The organism is Rhizobium sp. 768_B6_N1_8, assembly GCF_051811225.1.
Classification (GTDB): Bacteria; Pseudomonadota; Alphaproteobacteria; order Rhizobiales; family Rhizobiaceae; genus Rhizobium.
This window is the reverse complement of record NZ_JBPWPV010000004.1, coordinates 140154-161782: the sequence shown is the minus strand read 5'-3', so window position 1 is coordinate 161782 and position 21629 is coordinate 140154. Positions and strand designations below refer to the sequence as shown.

Below are 21629 nucleotides of genomic sequence, written 5' to 3'. Positions count from 1 at the left end.
GGAGACCGGTGTGTCGCGCCTGTTTGCAGTCACCAAAAGCCTGGAGGAGATTGTCGCCCATTTCGCGGTCGACATGGCGCCGGCGCTTGAGGTGCCGAGTGAGACCGTCGAAGGCACCCCAGGACTGATCGTCCTTGAGAAGGACGGATTGCGGTTGTTGAAGTCGGTCCCATGGGGTTTTCCGCGACAGACACGCGACATGCGGCGAGAGGGCGAGCCGCCGGGCCGCATCGGCCTCGTTGCGGATCTTACCAATCCGCTCTGGGACCGGATCGTCGTTGATCCAAAATACCGCTGCCTGATCCCGCTCACCCATTTTGCCAACCCTGACGGTGTCAAAGGCGAGAAGACCAGATCATGGTTCTCGAAGAACCGCCAACCTTTGATGGCCTGGGCGGGGTTCTGCAAGAACACTCCCGACTTCGGCCCCGTGTTTGCCGGCATGACCATGACCGCCAATGATAAGATCAGACCGTTCAACGACCGCATGCCTGTTTTGCTCAAGCCGGAGGAGTACGACCGCTGGCTTCACGGTTCGATCGAGGACGTCATCGCATTCCAGTTCCGCGAGCCACCGCCGTCGGATGACTTCGAAATCCTGCATACGCGTGATCGCTGGCAAAGCGGCGTTTCGCCCTCCAAGGCTTCACCGCGCCGGGACAACATGCTTATGTAGCCAAGGTTTCCTGTTGAAAGGACTGCCATATGTGCAACTTGTACACCGTCCGTCTTTCCGCCGCGGAAGTGGCCGCGCACTTTCGCGTGCCGAACCCGATGCAAACCAACGCTCCCGAGGAAGTCTATCCGGGCACGCCCGGGATGGCCCCCGAACATTAAAGGGGCACAGATATACGGGATGGCTTTCATTTCTGGTCAGCCGAGTGCTGACAACAGCCGATCACGATTTTTCTGAACGTACTCTATGTCCCTGAGGTATATGGCGGCGTCGCCGGCCTCCACGTCCTCCACGAAGGTTGAGTCTCCTGTTTCTGCTCTTGAATGCATGAAATCCACCAATGCTTGCAGTCGTCCGCAGATCGCCTCGGGAAGCCTGCGCTTTTCGTCGGCTGTCGCGCCATAGGATGCACAAAAGATGCTTGCGCGATGCAATTGTTCACGGACATCGAACACAACGCCATGGTTGGAATAGTCAGACAATGGCGCCCATCTGTAAACTGCGTAGGCCAGATCCCATAAGGCTGGCGCCGGATGTGCGGTGTCGAAATCAATGATCCCGACAGCCGCATCGCCCTCAGTTGCGACATTGTAGGGGGCGAAGTCACCGTGGCAGATAATCTCGCGAGGTTCTTGTGGCGGCAGCATCCACATTTGGATCTCGCGATCAACGTCCAGGAACCCACGCGAAGCTGAATGGAATTTACGCAGAAGCTCGCCTGCAGAGCGTAGCATCCGCTCCGAACCAACAAGTCGATCCGCCAAATGCTCACAAACGCGCCCTTTGACGTAAGTTACGGTTTCTTGATGTTGCGTTAGTTCGACAGGAATTGGTGCAGCAGAAAAGCCGCTGTTTTGCAAATGGCGCAAAAACCTATGTACTGTAGGCGTCCAAGGACCAGATGGCCTCCTGACGGTATTTCCGTCGCGCCAAATCTGCCCTGCTCGCCCTCCCTCCAATTCTTTCATTTTCTTACTCCCAAAGTGATCTTTTTCCGTCCGAGCAGACGTTCACCATCGCCCCGCAACTCACCCTTGGGACCTACAAACCGGTATAAGGTCTGACGGGTGATGCCGAGTTCTGCGCAGAGATCGGCCACCTTCGTCTCAGGTTTTCCCATCATTGCTTGAGCAAGGCGTAATTTCGCAGGCGTCATTTTGAATGGCGCCCCGCCATTCCGGCCACGCGCTCGGGCTGCCGCTAGGCCTGCTTTGGTCCGCTCGATGATCAGTGCCCGCTCAAATTCGGCAAGAGCGGCAAATATTCCGAACACCAGCCGGCCGTTCGCTGTGGAAGTGTCGATCGATGCGCCTTCGCCTGCGAGTACTTTCAGACCGATGTTCCTCTTTGTGAGGTCGTCCACGAGATTGACGAGGTGACGCAGGTCACGACCGAGACGGTCAAGCTTCCAGACGGCGAGCGTGTCGCCAGCGCGCAGCGCCTTCAAGCAAGCCGCTAGACCGGGACGATCATCTTGCTTGCCCGAGGCGGAATCCTCATAGACGTTATCGACCTCGACGCCAGCCTTGATCAGCGCATCGCGCTGGAGGTCATGGACCTGGCTGCCGTCGGCTTTCGACACCCGCGCATATCCGATCAGAGCTGTCATTTATACGTCCGTTTGTGTGACATTCTTCATTTGGTCGTGCCAAAGTCTGTAGATTGTCACATAACCCGTCTTGCAATGTAAGCTCTATGAACGGTTATCTCCGATCTTTTTGTGACGAACGGAGTACCGATGCCCCGCCGGATGATTTTGACGGATGCCGAACGGCAGAATTTCCTTGCATTGCCGACCGATGATGACACCCTGATCCGGCATTGGAGCCTTGATGATGATGATCGTCGTCTTATCGAAACTCGACGCCATGATGACACTCGACTAGGATTGGCGCTTCAGCTCTGTGCGCTTCGTTATCCAGGCCGCCTAATCCAGCGCGGGGAAGTCATCCCTTCTGTGGCGCTGTCGTTTCTGGCCGAACAACTTGGGATCGATCCGGAGGCGCTTTCCACTTTTGCACGGAGAGCGGCAACCCGCTATGAGCAGCTTGCCATTCTGCGGCAGCACTATGGCTTCACCGAATTGTCCCATCCTTTGCGCGCCGACCTGCTTGCTTTCGCGCGCGGCATTGCGATCGCTGCGACGAAAGACAAATTTGTCGTTGCAACACTGGCTGACGAGATGCGGCGGCGGCGCATCGTTATTCCCGGCATTACCGTGCTCGAACGGCTGGCCGGGCAGGCTTGTACCGAAGCCGAGGAGGCGCTGTATGCCGACGTCGCTGGAAGGTTGGCGCCAGACCTTATCATCCGAATGGAAGCTTTGCTCGGCGCGGGACGACGCGCAAAACAGAGCGGCATATCCTGGTTGCGAGAACCTCCTGGCAAAGCCGGAGTATCGGCCATGCGGGGATTGATCGATCGGCTTGAGGCCGTGCGACATGCCGGTATTCCCAATGATGTGCTTCAGGCGATCCCGGCTCACCGTGTTCGTCGGATGGCACAGGAAGGCCGTCGTCTGACTGCCCAGAACTTTGAGCAGATGCGACCTGGCCGCCGTCACGCGACATTGGCAGCGTTTCTTCTGGAAATGGAAATCGCACTCACCGACGCGGCGATCGGCATGTTCGAGACGTTGATCGGCAAGAGTTTTCGACAGGCAGAGGCAACCCGTGACAAGCAACTCCTCGAAAGCGCATCGTCTGCGACATCCGCACTCGATTTCTTCGCGAACTTCGGCGAAGCCATCACCGCCCAACGCGAATCCGGGCTTTCCCTTGATGAGGCGGTGACCACCGTGACGAGCTGGGAAGAGCTCATTCAGGCAACTGCCTCGGCAAAAGCGGTCAAAAGGCCTCGAAGCGAGGATGATCTGATCACCTACCTGTCGGCTCAATATGTGCGCATCCGGCGGTTTGTCACTCCATTTTTGGCATCGTTCACCTTCGAAGGAAACCGCCGAAACGCACATTTCATCGAAGCTATCGTGCGGATGGAAACTGCCTGGAGGAAAGGCTCCAGATCAGCAGAGCAGCCTTGGGTCCGCAAGGCCTTGTTGCTGGCGAACGCGCGATGGCGCAAAGAAATCGTTGGCGCCGATGGCGCTATCGACCGGAAGATGCTGGAACTTTTTCTCATCGTCGAACTGAAGAACAGGATTGCCGCCGGAGACATATGGATCAGGGGTTCCCGCGCTTACCGTGCACTAGACGAGCACATGATCTCGCAACAGACGTTTGCTGTCATCAAAGCCGAGGCCCGTATTCCGGTCGCGATTCCGATCGATGTCGAGACCTATCTCACCCAGAAGGCCGAAGCGCTGGATCAAAAACTGCGTGAGGCGGCACGTCGCCTGGAAGCCGGCCGAGGCGATACCCGCATCGGCGCGAAGGGATTGCGGGTTCCAGCGGTCAGGACCACGGAAACCGAAGCCGCAACCGCATTTGCGAGACGTGTTGCAACCACCATGCCGCCGGTCCGGTTGACGGATCTTGTAGCCGATATTGACCGGATGACCGGCTTCAGTTCGCTGTTCGAGCATCTTCAGACCGGTCGGCCACCTTCTAACTTGCGCGTGTTCTATGCGGCGCTGATCGCCGAAGCCACAAATCTCGGCTTCTCGAAGATGGCGCATGCCTGCCCCGGCATCACACGCCGACAGCTACAGCAGATGGCAATCTGGCATTTCCGCGAAGAGACCTTCACGCTAGCGCTCGCCAAGCTGGTGGAAGCTCAACACTCCACGCCATTCTCGACCATGTTCGGATCGAACACAGTTTCCTCGTCGGACGGACAGCATATCCATCTTGGTGACGGTGGCGAAGTCGCTGGCAGCGTCAATGGCAGGTATGGAAACAACCCCATCATCAAACTCTACACCGCGATCTCTGGCCGCTACGCGCCCTTTCACACAAAAATCATCGCCGCGACGGCGAGTGAAGCCGTTCATGTGCTCGACGCATTGCTGGAAACTGATGCCGGTCTCCATATTATCCGTCATCATGTCGACGGCGGCGGCGTCAGCGATCTTGTGTTTGCCCTCTGTCATGCGCTCGGCTTCGCGTTCGTGCCGCGCATCCCCGATCTCGACGGGCGATGCCTCTATGGCTTCGAACCGGCTAAGCAATACGGAATTCTACAGAATGTCATGGGTGACCGGATCGACGCTGATCTGATCCGGGCAAATTGGGACGACATATTGCGCCTGATGACCTCGCTGCGCACACGCACCGTCAGCGCTTCGCTCATGCTGAAGCGGCTATCAGCAACCACGAGGCAAAGTGGTCTCGCCCAGGCGTTGCGCCAGATGGGCCGGATTGAACGAACCATATTCACCCTCGACTGGATCAACGACGAGCAATTGCGCAAGACCACGACGGCCGAATTGAACAAGGGAGAAAGCCGGAACAGTCTCGTTCGTGCGGTCAATCTTCATCGTCTGGGCCGTTTCCGCGATCGCAGCCAGGAAAACCTTTCGATCCGGGCATCCGCACTCAACCTGATCGTCAGCGCCATCATTCATTGGAACACAATCTACACCGGCCGCATCGTTGATGCCCTGCGCAATGCTGGACAGGCTATTCCGGACCATCTGCTGTCCAGCCTGTCACCGCTCACATGGGAGCATGTGAACCTGACTGGCGATTACCTCTGGGAAGAAAAACCTGCTCTTGATGAAAACGGGTTCCGCGCAATCCCGTTCGTCCTATGATCCGCCTACCGTATATCTGCGCCCCTTTAATGTTCAGGGGCCGATGTGGGCCGATCGCGCGTATGCGAGGTGCTGGTCGACATCTGGAGGGCTGTTCGCGAGGGCCGGCTCGCCACTGTCAGCGATGGTGTGCAGCAAGTGCTCCAACGCCCACCAAAGAGTCTTGGTGATTGGATCGACGAAAACGTCCGGTATTTTGCCAAAAAGGCGGGCCGATCCTAGTGAACCTATGCCTTGATTCGGCATGTTCGGTTCTAAGGCGACTTATCGACCCAACTCGGGATGGGTGGACAGGTAGGCGAGGGTCGCCTTCACCGCTTCGCCCTTGGCCTCGCGGGACGTGAATGGCGATAATGTTACCCCGTGGACGACACCTTCGACCAGACTCGGCAGGACGAACAAGATGCGGTTCATATTTTCATAGCCGCTTCGAGCGATGGCCTGCTCAAACGCCGATCGCAATGCGTGGCGAAAATGTTCCGGGCCCTCGTTGATCGACGCGGAAATCAACTGGTGCAATTCTGTCTCCACGCAATGTAGATCGACAAGTTCCTCAACCAGTTCGACCACAAATCTGCTGAAGGACGATGACTCATGTGCGCCGACATAGCGCTCCAGCAAGTTTCGAACGTCATCGACATGGCGCTCATGCAAAGCACTGAAAATCGATCTCTTGTCCGGAAAATACTGATACAGTGAGCCGATACTCACTCCTGCGACCTCGGCAATGCGGTTGGTCGTGACACATCCGGCCCCGTGCCGTTTCACGACCAGAGGAACGGCAGCAAGGACGGCCTCCACGGTTTGCTGAGAGCGGTGTTGCCTGGGAATGCGCCGCGCCGAAATGTTGTCGCTACTCATCATCCGGTGAATATAACGACCTGATAGGGGCCGGTAAAGGGTGACGCCGGGCAGGGTTCGATCGACGGCCGTTTTCGCCAACTGGGCGCCGGAAGCGGAAACAACCGGCGCTGAACTCTGGCGACAGCTAAAGTGCAAAGGCTTCCGTGGTTGCTCTCGTGTCGTCGGCGAGTGGGCCGCAAGGCGACGGCGGTCTGAGCGGGCTTGCGATCAGCAACTTCAAAAAGTGCTATCCGCCAGAACGGTTGCCCGATTGATGACAACTGCTCGCGATCAACTGGGTAAAGCTGACACAATCACCATTGCGGCCATAGAAGCCGGCGTTCCCGCCTTGATCCAAGCCCGCAATCTAATTGATCGGTTCCAGACAAAGATCCGAAGGAAGGCCAGGACAGAACTCGACCCGTGGATCGCTGATGCGCGCGACAGTCTGTTCGCCCACTTCGCCAAAGGGATGCTGAAAGACAAGGCAGCGGTGTCCGCCGCCATCACCGAACCTCGAACGTACGTACGCCTTGGAGGAGATGGTTGACGTTTTTACCGGCTAGCCGGCCGACCACAGAGGATCCCTCTGTCGACCCAAAAGACTGTTTCGAGCGGTTCTGGTTGGCCATGTTGGGCATGGACTTGGTCGCTACGACGCGGTCGCGTGGAGATGACGACGTATCCGGGATAGGATTGAAGCGGAGGCTATTCACGAGAGCGAATTCTTAAATATATGTCTCTCTCAGTCTGCGTATTCGACCGCGGTTTCCGAGCAACTCTCGGACCAAACCTCCTCCACGGTTTTCCCCGCCTCACGGAGCGCGGCGATCCTGCGGATGGTGACGTAAGACTTGGGATCGTTTCGGTCCGCTGCCGAGTGCCTGCATCATTCGTCGAGGAGGAGACTTACCACAACGTTTTCGCTGGCCTCCATCGACGTCGCTTCAGGACGTCGATGGAAGGCAAGGCTAACGAGCCCGAACAGCTTCAAACCCAACGCCGACGCTGAAAATATCATACTTTGATATTAATGTTTTTGCGCGCGAGGGAATTACAAAAGTGACTGTCGAGGCTGGCACTCGCAGATCGCGTGGAGAAAAGAGACCCCAACTGTGAACGCCCGTTCTCCTAGGTGAAATCGAACGACACCCATTCCAGGCGACTTTCCTCGTAGACGCTTTGCGTTGGCGCCAGCGAGGATGGGTCGGTGAAGCATCCCAAGGCGACGGCGACGAGACCTTTCCTGAACTCCGGCATCCAGAAAACCGTCGAACCGCATGCAGGACAGAAACTGAACTCGATCGAGCTCCCGCTGTCGCCCGACCGGACGTAGCTGGTCGACGCTCCGGACGTCTCCACTTGATCCGTGCGGAAGAAGACGGCCACTCCGAACGCGCTGCCGGTGCGACGTTGGCAAGACCGACAATGGCATGCGGAGATTTTGACGGGTTCTCCGTCGGTGGTGATCGAAAGCTGACCGCATGAACAACTGGCCGCTCGTTTCATTCCGTGCTCCTCCCAAATTAATATTCGCGAAAGTTTAGGAGTATGTCTCCGCCGTTGCTTGTCGAGAGCCTTCGGGACAAACGGCAAGACCTCGATGCATCCTCGTCGATTCAACACATCACTTTCCGCTTGAACTCTAGCTGAAGCGGTCTGATCGCATGCCAGATCGATAAGGTGAAGACGTGTGGTCGCCTTCTAACCGGCAGGGGCGAAAGCCTCAGCGTGCTCTCAACATATACTTAAACTTTTTGTCATAATTCTAATAAACCGCCGCGTCGCAGAGTGTGTGTTGAAGTCGTGAGTTTGAACGCCAGTCGCTGGAGCATTCTTGTCCAGCTTGTCGACCTATCGCGTCAGCCGGGAGCTCGACTGCCCGTGCGGCAAGGAGCCCAGCAAATGCCGAAGTTTCTAAATCGTATCAGTGCCAAATTGACGGCCACGGCCGCTGCCGGCATCGTGATGGTCGCGGTCCTGCTAGCGACATTTTGGGTCGGGGGCAGCTCAGTCGGCAAGAGTTCGGATTTTGGGCGAATGCAGTTGTTGATCTCCCGTGATCTCGTCGATGCAAAGGCGTCCTTGCGTGGGATGCTGGCGGGGATGTTGGAGCTGCGTCTGGCAGAAAATATGGCCGACGCGACGAAAGCCCGCGAATATGTCGACAAGCGACATAAGTCGGTCATCAACTATCTGACAAGTGCCGGCAGCCATGTCACGCTTCAGGCAAACAAGGATCGACTGGCCAAGGTCAACGAGCTGACAAGTCAATGGATGATGGAATATGATGGTCTCTCGAAGACAATCGACGCACGATTGAACAGCTCCAATGCCTCCGACTCGGGAAAGTCCGCTCAAGGCAAGCTTCTGAACATCGCAGACGAGATCGGATCCCTCCTCGACGAGTGTGTAACGGCGGCGAAAGCCAAAGCGGAAGAAGCAAGTCAGCAGATGGACGCAGCATCTAACTTGGCGTTGCAGGTCAGTCTCGGCATCGGACTTGTGGTGGTGAGCACGCTTGTCGGGTCGGCCGTTTTCGGCTCCAAAGCGGTCGCTCGCCCGATCGAGCAGTTGACGGCAAGCATGAAACATCTTGCCAACGGTGACCTCGAGACAGCCGTGCCGTATGGGGGCCGGGCCGACGAAATTGGCGAGATGGCCGGCGCCGTGGAAGTGTTCAAGCAGAATGCCCTTATGATGCGTCATCTCAACGCCCAGGAAAGCGCGTTGCAGGCCAAGAGCGCTGATCTGTCATCGAATATCTCCAGCGTCGTTGCCGGGGCGGTGGCTGGCGACTTCACGAAGCGAATTGAGAAGACTTACGACAACCCCGATCTTGACCGCTTCGCGGCAAGCGTCAATGAGCTTGTGTTTTCCGTCCAGCGTGGTGTCGGAGAGACCCAGCGAGTGATCGCGGCACTTGCGCAAGGAGACTTGACCGGGGAAATGCAAGGGGAATTCCAAGGCGCGTTCGGAGAACTCAAGCGCAATGTGAATTCGACGATGGACGGCCTGCGAACCGTTATGACTGAAGTCAGGAGTGCGATCGATACGATCAATTCCGGCACTGGCGAGCTAAGCGATGCGGCCGGGGACCTCTCCAAACGCACAGAGCAACAGGCCGCCTCGCTGGAGGAAACCGCCGCAAGCCTTGAGGAGATCACATCCGCCGTCAAGAGCTCTACCGATCGAGCCTCGGAAGCCAGCCACATGGTCGGCGAAGCGCGGAAAAGCACGGATCAATCGAGCGCGGTTGTGACTGATGCCGTTGCGGCCATGGGCCGTATCGAGCGGGCGTCCGGCGAGATCAGCCAGATCATCAATGTCATCGACGAGATCGCGTTTCAAACGAACCTGCTGGCGCTTAACGCCGGCGTCGAGGCGGCGCGTGCCGGGGAGGCTGGCAAAGGCTTTGCAGTCGTTGCACAAGAAGTTCGCGAACTTGCTCAGCGTTCTGCCCGCGCCGCAAAGGATATCAAGGAATTGATCACCCGTTCGAGCACGGAGGTGCAGACCGGCGTCAGACTGGTGACCCAGACTGGCAATGCATTGAGCGTCATCCAAAGCCAGGTGACCCAGATCAACGATCATGTCCATTCAATCGCAACTGCAGCGCGAGAACAAACAACCGGTCTTTCCGAGATCAATTCGGCCGTTAATCAGATGGATCAGGTCACGCAGCAGAATGCGGCCATGGTTGAAGAGGCGACGGCAAGCACGAGCAGGTTGGCTGAGGAGGTCGTCATGCTTGCCGATCTCATTTCCCGGTTCAAGGTGACAGCGGAAGGCGGCCGTACTTTTAATTTAGTCAGAATGGGCGTCGATCATTTGCCTACTGCCTCTCCGGTGCGTGCAGGTCAGAGGCTGGCGAACGCCGGCCGCGGATAAGGTGCTGTTGCGCCGAACGCTACGCGACCGCCTTTGAAGCGTTACCAACTCTTGTCGAAGCGTTGAGCAAATAAACGACTGGGCAGGCAATAGTGCCTCTCGAGATTTTGTCGACGATGCGAGCCGCCTTCTGGGGCTTTTCGTATTCGGCTCAACGCCATGGGCGTTCTTTTCGCACGGCATAGATAGCGCGGTGCTGATTTGCCTTTCGTAGAAGTGCGGCGGGTCGCTTATGAGCCCCAGGAACCGAACATGGTTCGAGGCAACCTGAGAGTGTCGCAGCTTCGCGTGGACCATGCGACGCTCGCACGGGGGTCGATGGTTCGAATATCATCAAGGCGACAATGAGAATTCACGCCGGAAACAAAAGTTCAACGACGGTTCCCTTGCCCGGCAGCGAGGAAATGCGAGCGTCGCCACCGCTTTGGCGTACGAAGCCATAGACCACTGCAAGGCCAAGACCCGCGCCTCCTTCCGCGTCGCGCGTGGTGAAATAGGGCTCGAACGCCTTGTCGACGGCCTCCGGCGACATGCCGATGCCGTCATCCGTCACGCTGACGCTGACGCCAGCCTCGCTGCGGGAGCAACGAATGAGGATCGTTCCACCCGCTGGCATGGCCGCAGCGGCGTTGAGACAAAGATTGAGGATCGATTGCTCGAAGAGCGCCGTGTCGATGAAGACGATAGGCAGGTCGTCGGCAATTTCGAAGGCAAGCCGGCAATTTTCGCCGATCGCGATTTCCAGCACGTCGGCCATGCCGCGCAGCACGGCGCCAATCTCCACCGCGCCTGGATGGATCGGCTGCTGGCTGCCGATGGAAAGCATGCTCCCGGCCAGCGACCTGCCACGGTCGGCAGCTTTACGGATGCGGGCGAGGTGCCGTTTTTGCCGGTCATTGAAGCCGGTTTCGCGCTCCAGCAGGCCGAGGCTACCGGTGATGATGCCGATCATGTTGCCTACTTCGTGGCTCACCTGGTGGGTCATGCGCATGATGCCGTCGAGGCGTTGGATCTTTGCTGCCTCCGCCTCCTGCCGGTCTATGTCGGTAATATCGCGCGCCAGCAGCACGATTCCGCCATCGGGCTGGCGCGACAGCGACACTTCCGTCACCCGACCCGCGTCGGAGCGGTGGCGCAGCACCGACCGGTCGGAGAGCAGGCCAGCATCGTTTTCGGCCGGCAGGAGAGTCGGCTCGATCTCTGGCAGCGGCGCCACGAAACTGCGGAGCGGCAGTTTCCTGGCCGAACCAGACCAGCCGACCAGCTCGATGACACGCCGGTTCATGGTGATCGGCCGGCCGCGCGGATCAAACAACGCGATGCCCTCGTTCATGCTGCGGAAGGTGGAGCGGATGGTGCGTGCGGCGGCCTCTGCCGTGCGCCGCAGCTGCGTCACGCGCTCGACGCTCTCCCGGAACGCGCGGAAGGCTTCGAGCAGGCGCACGAGCTCGGTTTCCGTGCCGTCATAGCGCGGCGTATCAACATCCTTGCGACCTTCTGCCAGCGCGTTCATGCCGTTCGAAAGGGAGACGATGCCGCGTGAGACGCGCATGACCGATCGGATCGAGACGACGGCCATTGCCAGCACCAGCAGCGAGGCGACGGCGACGATGACGAGGATGCGGCTCAAGGCATCGGAGGTCGAGACGAGGTCATCACTGAGGCTGCGGGCGACGGCCTCGCTTTGGGTTTCCGTCGCATGCGACAGATCGCGTGAGACGTTGTGCAGACGCGAGACGGCGGCGCGGATGGCGAACATTTCGAGGAGATACCGCGTCTGTGCCTCGAAGACCCGTTCGTAAGGCGCAAGCTCGGCGGCGGCAATCCGGGTGTCCGGCGCGGCACGTTCGAGGCGAGGCGCGGTTTCCGACACGTAGCGCCGCCGCAGTTCGCCGAGCTGAAAGAGGCTGTCCGAGTTGGAGGCGGATTGCACGATGGCGTTCAACCGACTGCGGAAACCGGCGTCTGCAATGCCGCTGCCGGTCGCGATCTCGCCAAGTGCTGCCGCAGCCTCCGCCTTGTGCTGCTGAGCCGATTCCGCGTCGCCCGCAAGGGTCGTCGTTTGCGTGCGGATCGTTTCCAGCAGCTCGATGATGCGGCTACTCGCAAAACCCTGCACGGCAGCCCCGTCGTTTTCAGGTTGCATGGCGCGTAAAAGCGCGTCGACCTGCACGACGACCGAGCGGCTTTCGCTGGAGACCCGGTAGGGTGAGGTCGCATTCATCAGGAAGGGCGCACTGGAGACGAGATCGGAAACCTGCCGCGAGACCAGCGAGGCCTTGGCGAGACTCGAAAACGCTTGCAGGCCATAGGCGGCCATCTCTTGGCGCGCCCGCTGCAGGCCGTAGACGGCAATGGTCGAAAGGCTGAAGACGAGCACGCAGATGAAGGCGATGGCGAAGGGCAGGCGAAAGGCGATGGAGGAGAGGAAGGGGCGGCTGATCACGGTGCGATCTCGCCATCGTCTGTGTCGAGAACATAGCCCTTGCCGCGGCGCGTCTTGATATGGCGCGGCAGGTCCGGATTGCGCTCGATCTTGCGACGCAGACGCAGCACGAGCACGTCGACATTGCGGTCGATATAGCGCTCGCTTTCCGCGCCCAATCGATCGAGGATATGCGCGCGGCTAACGGGTGTGTTGGGCGTTTCGGCGAGGATTTCGAGCAGCGCGAATTCGGCGCTCGTGAGCGACTTGGCAGGGTCGGTGCGGCAGATGGCGCGGCGGCCCTTGAGATCCACCGACCATTCGCCGAGCTTCAGGGATGTCGGTTCATGCTCCCGCTCGCTTTCCCGGTCCGGCTTCAGCGAGGGGATCGTCCGGCGCAGCACGGCCTTGATACGGGCAGTCAATTCGATGGGCTCGAAGGGTTTGACGACATAGTCGTCTGCCGCGGTTTCGAGACCGAGCACCCGGTCCACGGCGCTGCCGGCAGCCGTCACCATGACAATGCCGATATTGGCCTGCGCACGCAGGCGCTGCGCGAAGGTGCGGCCGGAGGTGCCGGGCAGGTTATGGTCGACGAGCACGAGATGCACGGTTTCGCGCGAAAGTACGATCGTGGCCTCTTCCGCGGACGGCGCGGTGAGCGCTGTCCATCCTTCCGCCTCAACGAGGTCGGAGATAAGCTCCGCCATGTCCGGATCGTCCTCGACGATCAGAATGGTTATCCTCTCATTCAACACATGCACGTCCTCCCGCGCCTATTATAGGCAGAGCCGCCACGATCTTCAAAGCGAGCTCTTGTTATGCGATTTGTCACATTTGTAACCTTTGTCATGTTTTCGACGATGAAGCCGCTCCCGCTGTAAGAACCGTAACCATTCTTCGATTGCGCATGGAAACAGATGTGACATCCTGACTGCGGAGATTGGGACGCAAGGTCCAATGGGAGGAAATTGTGAGAGGCATCACCGCTTTCAGCGCGGTAGCAGCTTTGTGGCTGGCGAGCGCCAGCACCGGCATGGCAGCCCCGTCGCTCACCGTTCTGTGCGGTGTGGACGAGATGTGGTGTGCCGCGATGAAGACGGCCTATGAGGCAAAGACCGGGCTCGAAATTTCGGTGACGCGCAAGAGCACCGGCGATATCCTCAATCAGATCCGCGCGGAGAAAGCGGCGCCTACCGTCGATGTCTGGTGGGGCGGCACCGGCGATACCCATCTGCAGGCCGGTTCTGAAAATCTTCTCGAACCGTATCAGCCTGCCCATGAGCGCGACATGCTGCCGTGGGCGCAGAACTTCTTCGCCATGTCCGGCGGCCGCTCGGCCGGCATTTATGCGGGGGCGCTCGGCTTTGCCTACAATGCCGACCTGCTGCGCGAGCTGAAGCTGCCCGCGCCGACCTGCTGGAAGGACCTCACGGACGTCGCCTATCGCGGCCGCATCCAGAGCGGCAATCCGAATTCGTCCGGCACCGCCTTCACGACGCTTGCGACGTTGGTGCAGCTCTTCGGCGAGGACGAGGCTTTCCGTTATCTCGCTGCGCTCAACCGCAATATCGAGCGTTACACCCCCTCGGGGGCTGCGCCCGTCAAGGCGGCGGCGCGCGGAGAAACGCTCATCGGCATTTCCTTCATGCATGACGCCGTCACGCAGAAGCAAGTCGGCTTTCCCCTCGTCATCGTCGCGCCCTGCGAGGGCACCGGATACGAGATCGGCGCCGTGAGCATCGTTAAAGGCGCACGAAATATCGAGGAAGCAAAGCGCTTCGTCGATTTCGCGCTGAGCCCGGAAGGGCAGGGTACAGGCGCGGCGTCGGGCCAAAACCAAGTGCCATCCAACGCGAAATCCAGCCTGCCGCTTGCAGCCCCGGATATCTCGATGATCAAGATGGTGGACTATGACTTTGCCACCTTCGGCTCGCCGGGTGAACGAAGTCGACTGCTCCGCAGGTTCGATGCGGAAATCGCCGTGACAAACTGATCAAGGTCTTTCCACAAACCACAATCCGAAAACATGCACACGCCGCCGCGGGCAGGCCGATGGCCGCGCTGTGTCTTGTTCGTGCGAGAATTAACCCAGGCAACAGGAGGATGCCCCAATGAAAATGAAGACCCTTTCCCTCATGCTCTTCGCCGGCACGGCGCTCGGTGCGCTACCGGCGCAGGCGGCCGGCGAACTCAACCTCATCTGCTCGGCGGACGTCGTGATCTGCGAGCAGATGAAGGGCGATTTCGAGAAGTCGCATAGCGACATCAAGGTGAACATGGTTCGCCTCTCGTCGGGCGAGACCTATGCCAAGGTGCGCGCCGAGTCTCGTAACCCGAAGACCGACATCTGGTGGGCTGGTACAGGCGATCCGCATCTCCAGGCGGCATCGGAAAATTTGACGCTGGAATACAAGTCGTCGAAACTCGACGAACTCAACGACTGGGCGAAGAAGCAGGCAGAAAGCTCCGGTTACAAGACCGTCGGCGTTTATGCCGGCGCGCTCGGCTGGGGCTACAACACGGAAATCTTCAAGACCAAGGGCTACAAGGAGCCAGTCTGCTGGGCCGACCTTTTGGCACCGGAACTGAAGGGTGAAATTCAAATCGCGAACCCGAATTCTTCCGGCACCGCTTACACGGCGCTCGCCTCTCTCGTGCAGATCATGGGCGAGGACCAGGCTTTCGACTACCTGAAGAAGCTGAACGGCAACATATCGCAATATACCAAGTCCGGATCGGCACCCGTCAAGGCCGCAGCACGCGGCGAGACGGCGCTCGGCATCGTCTTCGTGCACGATGCGGTGGCGCAGACGGCTGAAGGCTTCCCGGTCAAGTCGATCACGCCTTGCGAAGGTACCGGCTATGAGATCGGCTCCATGTCGATCATCAAGGGCGCCCGCAACCTCGAAAATGCGAAGGTCTGGTACGACTGGGCGCTGACGGCGGAAGTCCAGTCGCGCATGAAGGATGCCAAGTCTTTCCAGCTGCCTTCCAACAAGAGCGCCGTAATCCCGAAGGAGGCGCCGCGCTTCGAGGACATCAAGCTGATCGACTACGACTTCAAGACCTATGGCGACCCAGCAAAGCGCAAGGCACTGCTGGAACGCTGGGATCGGGAAATCGGCGCCGCCGCCAACTGATGCCCTGACCGGCGGCGCCCGTCTCCCCGGGCGCCGCCTCCTCACACTCAAAGACAGCGAGGTCAGCCATGAGACATGGCAATCGTAGGCTGGACATCGTCCTTGTCCTCGGCGCGGTCGCATTGATCCTATTGCCCTGGTATCGGATCGAGAACGGCTTCTTCGGACTCGGTTGGCTGGCCGCTTTCCCCCTTTCTCCGGAGGCCGCCCCCGGTATCGTGCAGATTTTCGCGCATGGCCGGCTGTGGCTTGCCGGTGCGCTCGTGCTCTTTCTTCTGGCGATCGTGGCCCGCGGCATGGCAGACCCGATGCGCCGCGGCGCCGCGCTCGCCTGGACCGGCGCGATCGGTGTTCTCTTCCTGTCGCTCCAGGGCCTCGCCATCGGCTTGTCCGGCTGGACCTGGACGGTGAGCGAAACGCTCTTCGGCACACTCTCGAATGGCCAGGCTTCCATGGGGGCGGGTGCGGTGCTCTCTGCCATCACCTTCGTGCTGCTCTTCGCCTTCGGCCTTGCCGAGCGCGGTGTCATGAAGGGCGACGCGTTTGTCGTCAGCGCGATTGCGCTGCTGGTCTTCCTCGTCGCAGTCTTCGTCTTCTACCCGATCGGCAGCATGTTCGTCGGCTCGGTGCAGGATTTCGATGGGTCTTTCAATGCGGATAACTTCATCCGCAACGTGCAGGATCCAAGCATCTGGAGCCTCAATTGCCTGATCGGCGCCGGTCGCTGCGGCGTCGCCTGGCGTACGCTCTGGCTCGCCATCATGAGCGGCCTCGGCTCGACCCTGCTCGGCCTCGCCTTCGCGCTCGTCGCCACCCGCACGCGTTTTCCCTTCAAGAAGGGCCTTCGGCTGCTGACGATCCTGCCGATCATCACTCCACCCTTCGTCATCGGTCTGGCGCTCACCCTGCTCTTCGGGCGCGCCGGTGTCGTCACGCAGGGGCTGTCGCAACTGTTCGGCTTCGAGCCCGGGCGCTGGCTCTACGGCCTCACCGGCATCTGGATCGCGCAGGTGCTGTCCTTCACGCCGATCTCCTTCCTCGTGCTGATCGGGGTCGTCGAGGGCGTCAGCCCGTCGATGGAGGAGGCGTCCACGACGCTGCGCGCCGACCGTTGGCGCACGTTCTGGCGGGTCTCGCTGCCGCTGATGAAGCCCGGTCTCGCCAACGCCTTCCTCATCGGCTTCATCGAAAGCATGGCCGACTTCGGCAATCCGCTGGTGCTCGGCGGCAGCAATGGCGTGCTCTCGACGGAAATCTTCTTTGCCGTGGTCGGGTCGCAGAACGATCCGTCGCGCGCCGCCGTGCTCGCCACGGTGCTGTTGCTCTTCACGCTCTCCGCCTTCCTCGCCCAGCGCGTCTGGCTGTCGGGCAAGAACTACGCCACCGTCACCGGCAAGGGCGATAGCGGATCGCATATTGCTCTGCCGCGCGGGCTGTCGATCGGCGTTCACGCCGTCGTCATCCCGTGGATTCTCTTCACGCTCGTCATCTACGGCATGATCCTGATCGGCGGTTTCGTGAAGACCTGGGGTCTCGACAACTCGTTGACGCTCGACCACTACGCCAAGGCCTTCTCGATCAGCTTCGAAAATGGGATTGCCTGGACGGGCGTCGCCTGGAACTCGTTCTGGACAACGATAGAAATCGCGTTGGTGTCTGCCCCGCTGACCGCCGCCGTCGGCCTGCTGACGGCTTATATTATCGTGCGTCAAAAATTCGTCGGCAAGAATGCCTTCGAGTTCGCCCTGATGATGAGCTTTGCCATTCCAGGCACAGTCATCGGCGTCAGCTACATCATGGCCTTCAATCTGCCGCCCCTGGAAATGACCGGCTCGGCCCTCATCTTGATCGCCTGCTTCGTCTTCCGCAACATGCCGGTCGGCGTGCGCGGCGGCATCGCGGCGATGAGCCAGCTCGACAAGAGCCTGGACGAGGCCTCCCTGACGCTCCGGGCCAACAGCTTCCGTACGATCCGCAAGGTCATCCTGCCGCTCTTACGCCCGGCCATCACCGCCGCGCTCGTCTATTCCTTCGTGCGCGCGATCACCTCCATCAGCGCCGTCATCTTCCTCGTCAGCGCCGAGTACAACATGGCGACCTCCTACATCGTCGGCCTCGTCGAGAACGGGGAATACGGTGTGGCCATCGCCTATTCCACCATGCTGATCGTCGTGATGATCACCGTCATCGCCGGCTTCCAGCTCATCGTCGGCGAACGGCGCCTGCGCCGTGAAAACCGCGTCGCCGGCCTCGCCACATCCGCTTCCTCTCGCCAGGAGAAAATCGCATGATCAACCCCAAAGCCGGTTCCGTCGTCTTCCAGAACGTGCGCAAAACGTTTGGAGCCTTCACCGCCATTCCGGACCTCTCGCTCACCATCGAGCGCGGCACGCTCGTCACCCTGCTTGGCCCTTCCGGCTGCGGCAAGACGACGACGCTGCGCATGCTTGCAGGCCTCGAACATCCTTCGGCCGGAAAAGTCCTGATCGGCGGCAAGGACGTCACCATGCTGCCGGCCAATGAGCGCGATGTTTCGATGGTCTTCCAGTCCTATGCGCTCTTTCCGCACATGAATGCGCGCGACAACGTCGCCTATGGCCTGGAATCCTCCGGCTTCAACCGCAAGGAAGCGCGCGAGAAGGCAGAGGAGGGGCTGGCGCTGGTCGGCCTTGCCGGCATGGGCCATCGCCTGCCCGCCGAACTCTCCGGCGGCCAGCAGCAGCGCGTCGCCGTCGCCCGCGCGCTGGTGCTGGAGCCGCAGGTGCTGCTGCTCGACGAGCCGCTTTCCAACCTCGATGCGCGCCTGCGCCGCAAGGTACGCACAGATATCCGCGAACTCCAGCAGCGTCTCGGCTTCACCGCCGTCTATGTCACGCACGATCAGGACGAGGCGCTTGCCGTGTCCGACCGCATCATTATCATGAAGGATGGCGAAGTTGCCCAGTCCGGCGCCCCGCGCGACCTCTATGAATCGCCGGCTTCCGCCTTCATCGCTGATTTCATGGGAGAGGCGAATGTCATCCCATGCGAGGTGGTTGGCATCGATGGCGCAGATGCTGACATCCGCATTGGCGGTTTCAAACATCGTGTGCCGGCGAGTAGGGCGACGCCGGGCGCGGCGAGCCTTGCCGTTCGTCCCGGCGCGATCGCGCTCTCCGAGGGAGGGGGGCACGGGCTTGCCGGCCGCATCCTCCATTCGGCCTATCTCGGAGATCATGTCGAGTACGAGGTCGAAACCGACGTCGGCACGCTCTTCATCGTCGACCACGCCGTCGACCGTATCCTACCGGTCGCCTCCGACGCCACGCTCGGCTTCCGAAGTCGCGGCATCGCCCTTATCAGCACGTGAGAGCCTCTGACACGAGGCCCTGGGCCGAGCCGCGTTCGATGCCCGTCGACCAGGACGATTACGCCTGAATGGAGCCTCGCGTCAAACCGATGTTCGCCCGCCGGAAGGATGAGGTATGATTGATATTCTATCGCTGGAAAATGATTTCGAGGCCGTGATTTTTGATTGCGACGGCACACTTGTTCACACGCCCCCTGTCTATGCGGACGCATGGGCGGCCGGCTTTGCCCTTTCCGGCAAACCGATGAGTGAGGCTTGGTATTTGATGCGGGCCGGAATGTCTGAAGTGGTTCTTATGGACGCCTTTGAGCGAGAATTCGACGTTGTGCTCGATCGCGCATCCGTCATCGCCACCATGCGATCGCACTTTCTCCAGAATGTCCACAATGTGCGCGAAGTTCGCGCGGTTGCTGCAACCGTTCGCCGGTTGGCCGGCTTGCGTCCCATGGCTGTTGCATCCGGCGGTTCGCGAGAAATTGTCACAGCGACCCTACAAGGAACGGGCCTGCGGGAGTATTTCGACCAGGTGGTCACGATCGATGACGTGCCAAATCCAAAGCCGGCGCCGGACTTGTTTCTGCAGGCGGCCGCTTTGTTGGGAATAGAACCAGCCCGGTGTGTCGTGTTTGAAGATAGCGAACAAGGTCTTGAAGCAGCTCGACGGGCGGGTATGAGCGCCATTGATGTGAATCGACTTGATCGCCATGAGCAGCAACAGCTTGCAGATGAATGCCTGAGCATTCGGTCGGTGCAGGCGCATTAATCCTGCGGCAGGTTTTGTCCTAAAGAACCGCCGGGGCCGGCTCTTGCACGCAATTGCAATTTGTGCACAGTCCGGGCAAAGGGAGTTGCCGGTGGTCATGAAGGATTTTGTCAGCGCGCAGGAGGTTGCTGAGAAAGCGGGCGTTTCGCGCTCGGCGGTATCGCGTGCCTTTACCCCGGGTGCCAGTGTATCGGCGAAGACGCGCAGACGCGTGATGGATGCGGCCGAGGCGCTTGGCTACCACGTCAATCATCTGGCCCGGGGGCTGATGACGAATGAAAGCGGCATCGTTTGTCTTATCGTGTCGGAACTCGGAACGCCCTTTCGCTCATCTCTGATCCGGGCGATCACGCAGCAGCTTCAGAATAGTGGAAAGATTGCCATGCTCATTAACACCGACCGTTCCGACGGCAGTGTGGATCGGGCGCTGCGCCAGGCAATTCACTACCGGGCCGATGCGTCGATCATCCTATCCGGACTGCCGGACAAGTCGATCACACAGCTCTGCCTGAGGAATGGTCAACGCCTTGTCCTCATCAACCGTGATGACGACCAGCCGGGGCCGCTTCGCATCAACATCGACGACCAGGAGGCCGCCAGCCGCATCCTCACCGCCTTCATGCGTGCAGGCTGCCAACAACTGGCATTCGCCAATTCCGAGGTCGGAACACCGAGCCTGATGGCGCGCGAGCGCGGTTTCGTTGCGGCGGCTGCGGCCCTCGGCATCGAGGTTGCGGTCGAGCGTCATGGCTCGACTGGCTACGAGGCTGGAAAGGTGGTTGCCCAGAGGCTGCTGACGCGCACGAATCGGCCCGACGCGATCTTCTGCGCCAACGATCTGCTCGCCTGCGGCGTCATGGATGCCGCGCGCCATCAGTTCAAGATCTCTGTTCCTGACCAGCTTTGCATTGCAGGTTTCGACGATATCGAGCAGGCGTCGTGGTCTTCCTACGATCTGACGACCTTCGCACAGCCGGTTGAGATGGTGGCGCGCGAAGCGGTCGCGTTTCTAGCTGCTCCTACCCTTCCGGAAGATGCCGGTGAGGTTAGGTCTCTGAAACTTCATGCCGAACTGGTCTGGCGCGGCTCGATCCGCGGCGGGTAACATATTCTCCCGCCAAACCCTCGCGCGAGTAACCTGGAAAGGCTTCATATCCGTCCTCGGGAAACACATGAAGAACGACGATAAACGCCAGAAAAACAAGGCCGCGGGTTTGCTGCAACAACTGGCGCTCGCGCCCGAGACCTTGTTCAAGGGAGCCTTTCTGCAGCAATATGGCGCGGTCTGCTTTCGCTATCTCGGCGACGAGGACAAGGTCGAGATCCTGTTGGTCACGTCGCGTCAAAGTCGTCGATGGGTCATCCCCAAGGGCTGGCCGATGAGGAGAAAGAAGCCATTCGAAACGGCTGCCACTGAAGCCTGGGAGGAAGCTGGTGTTCAAGGGAGCGTGCGCAAGAAGCCGATTGGCCGATACACCTATCTCAAGGAACTTGGTCCTGACGTGGTTTCGCCATGCATGGTCGACCTGTTTCAGATCGAGGTCGAACGCCTGACGGACGACTTCAAGGAGCGTGGCGAGCGGGTTCTCGTCTGGGTCTCTCCCGATGAGGCAGCCCGGCGCGTGCGTGAACTTGAACTCAAATCGCTCCTCGTGTCGTTTCGACCACATCGACCGAGAGTAAAGATAAAAAATAGGTAGTGAGGGCCGTCCTCGGGCCTTCTGACTGTTCAGACATCCATTTTCCCAGCACGAAGCAGGCGCCGACATTCAAACAGTCTTTTGAAACAGATAGAGCTTGGCTTCATATATTTGGCCCGGCATATCCA

16 protein-coding genes and 1 pseudogene are annotated in these 21629 nt (G+C 59.7%); 11 read left to right on the top strand and 6 right to left on the bottom strand.

Annotated elements, in window-relative coordinates:
- Positions 1-10: 10 nt before the first annotated feature.
- The gene (locus AB8B33_RS37890) at positions 11-676 is read left to right on the top strand and encodes an SOS response-associated peptidase family protein (RefSeq protein ID WP_439019364.1); all 666 of its coding nucleotides are present in this window, start codon (positions 11-13) and stop codon (positions 674-676) included.
- A 197-nt stretch (positions 677-873) separates the two neighbouring features.
- Here AB8B33_RS37890 and AB8B33_RS37885 read toward each other — a convergent pair whose 3' ends face one another.
- The gene (locus AB8B33_RS37885; protein ID WP_130663793.1) at positions 874-1644 is read right to left on the bottom strand and encodes a phosphotransferase enzyme family protein; all 771 of its coding nucleotides are present in this window, start codon (positions 1642-1644) and stop codon (positions 874-876) included.
- On the bottom strand, positions 1641-2285 hold the full coding sequence (locus tag AB8B33_RS37880; protein WP_130663792.1) for a recombinase family protein: 645 nt from the start codon (positions 2283-2285) through the stop codon (positions 1641-1643). Before AB8B33_RS37880 ends, AB8B33_RS37885 begins: the two co-directional genes overlap by 4 nt.
- A gap of 129 nt (positions 2286-2414) precedes the next feature.
- On the opposite strand from AB8B33_RS37880, the gene AB8B33_RS37875 reads away from it, so the two are divergent.
- Complete coding sequence (locus AB8B33_RS37875; protein WP_130663791.1) at positions 2415-5387, top strand: Tn3 family transposase; 2973 nt, start codon at positions 2415-2417, stop codon at positions 5385-5387.
- Positions 5388-5651: 264 nt separating this feature from the next.
- Here AB8B33_RS37875 and AB8B33_RS37870 read toward each other — a convergent pair whose 3' ends face one another.
- Positions 5652-6329 (bottom strand): TetR/AcrR family transcriptional regulator, encoded by a 678-nt coding sequence (locus AB8B33_RS37870; RefSeq protein ID WP_130659499.1) that lies wholly within the window; start codon positions 6327-6329, stop codon positions 5652-5654.
- A gap of 25 nt (positions 6330-6354) precedes the next feature.
- Here AB8B33_RS37870 and AB8B33_RS37865 point away from each other — a divergent pair.
- Positions 6355-6747, top strand: a pseudogene (locus AB8B33_RS37865) (ISL3 family transposase); the annotation flags it as partial.
- A gap of 614 nt (positions 6748-7361) precedes the next feature.
- On the opposite strand, the gene AB8B33_RS37860 reads toward AB8B33_RS37865, so the two are convergent.
- A complete protein-coding gene (locus tag AB8B33_RS37860; RefSeq protein WP_130659498.1) occupies positions 7362-7739 on the bottom strand; it encodes a GFA family protein in 378 nt (125 codons plus the stop codon).
- A gap of 396 nt (positions 7740-8135) precedes the next feature.
- Between AB8B33_RS37860 and AB8B33_RS37855 the strand changes: the two genes are divergently transcribed.
- Complete coding sequence (locus AB8B33_RS37855; protein ID WP_439019401.1) at positions 8136-10121, top strand: methyl-accepting chemotaxis protein; 1986 nt, start codon at positions 8136-8138, stop codon at positions 10119-10121.
- Between the two features lie 352 nt (positions 10122-10473).
- On the opposite strand, the gene AB8B33_RS37850 is transcribed toward AB8B33_RS37855, so the two are convergent.
- Together AB8B33_RS37850 and AB8B33_RS37845 are read right to left on the bottom strand one after the other, a co-directional pair.
- Positions 10474-12567: an ATP-binding protein gene (locus tag AB8B33_RS37850; protein ID WP_130659497.1), complete on the bottom strand. Its 2094-nt coding sequence runs from the start codon at positions 12565-12567 to the stop codon at positions 10474-10476.
- Positions 12564-13304, bottom strand: a complete 741-nt coding sequence (locus AB8B33_RS37845) for a response regulator (RefSeq protein WP_012759964.1) — start codon at positions 13302-13304, stop codon at positions 12564-12566. The genes AB8B33_RS37850 and AB8B33_RS37845 overlap by 4 nt, the downstream gene beginning before the upstream one ends.
- A gap of 215 nt (positions 13305-13519) precedes the next feature.
- Between AB8B33_RS37845 and AB8B33_RS37840 the strand changes: the two genes are divergently transcribed.
- The 7 genes from AB8B33_RS37840 to AB8B33_RS37810 all read left to right on the top strand — a co-directional run bounded on the left by AB8B33_RS37840 (position 13520) and on the right by AB8B33_RS37810 (position 21501).
- Positions 13520-14542 carry an ABC transporter substrate-binding protein gene (locus AB8B33_RS37840; RefSeq protein WP_130659496.1) on the top strand — a complete coding sequence of 341 codons (1023 nt, stop codon included), beginning with the start codon at positions 13520-13522 and terminating at the stop codon, positions 14540-14542.
- Positions 14543-14660: 118 nt separating this feature from the next.
- On the top strand, positions 14661-15689 hold the full coding sequence (locus AB8B33_RS37835; protein WP_012759966.1) for an ABC transporter substrate-binding protein: 1029 nt from the start codon (positions 14661-14663) through the stop codon (positions 15687-15689).
- 68 nt (positions 15690-15757) lie between these two features.
- Positions 15758-17980 carry an ABC transporter permease gene (locus AB8B33_RS37830; RefSeq protein ID WP_130763082.1) on the top strand — a complete coding sequence of 741 codons (2223 nt, stop codon included), beginning with the start codon at positions 15758-15760 and terminating at the stop codon, positions 17978-17980.
- Positions 17977-19038, top strand: coding sequence for an ABC transporter ATP-binding protein (locus AB8B33_RS37825; protein WP_130763081.1), 1062 nt, complete (start codon positions 17977-17979; stop codon positions 19036-19038). Before AB8B33_RS37830 ends, AB8B33_RS37825 begins: the two co-directional genes overlap by 4 nt.
- Positions 19039-19153: 115 nt before the next feature.
- Complete coding sequence (locus AB8B33_RS37820; protein ID WP_130763080.1) at positions 19154-19801, top strand: HAD family hydrolase; 648 nt, start codon at positions 19154-19156, stop codon at positions 19799-19801.
- Between the two features lie 97 nt (positions 19802-19898).
- The gene (locus AB8B33_RS37815; RefSeq protein WP_012759970.1) at positions 19899-20906 is read left to right on the top strand and encodes a LacI family DNA-binding transcriptional regulator; all 1008 of its coding nucleotides are present in this window, start codon (positions 19899-19901) and stop codon (positions 20904-20906) included.
- Between the two features lie 67 nt (positions 20907-20973).
- Positions 20974-21501, top strand: a complete 528-nt coding sequence (locus AB8B33_RS37810) for an NUDIX hydrolase (RefSeq protein WP_130763089.1) — start codon at positions 20974-20976, stop codon at positions 21499-21501.
- The last annotated feature ends 128 nt before the right edge of the window (positions 21502-21629 follow it).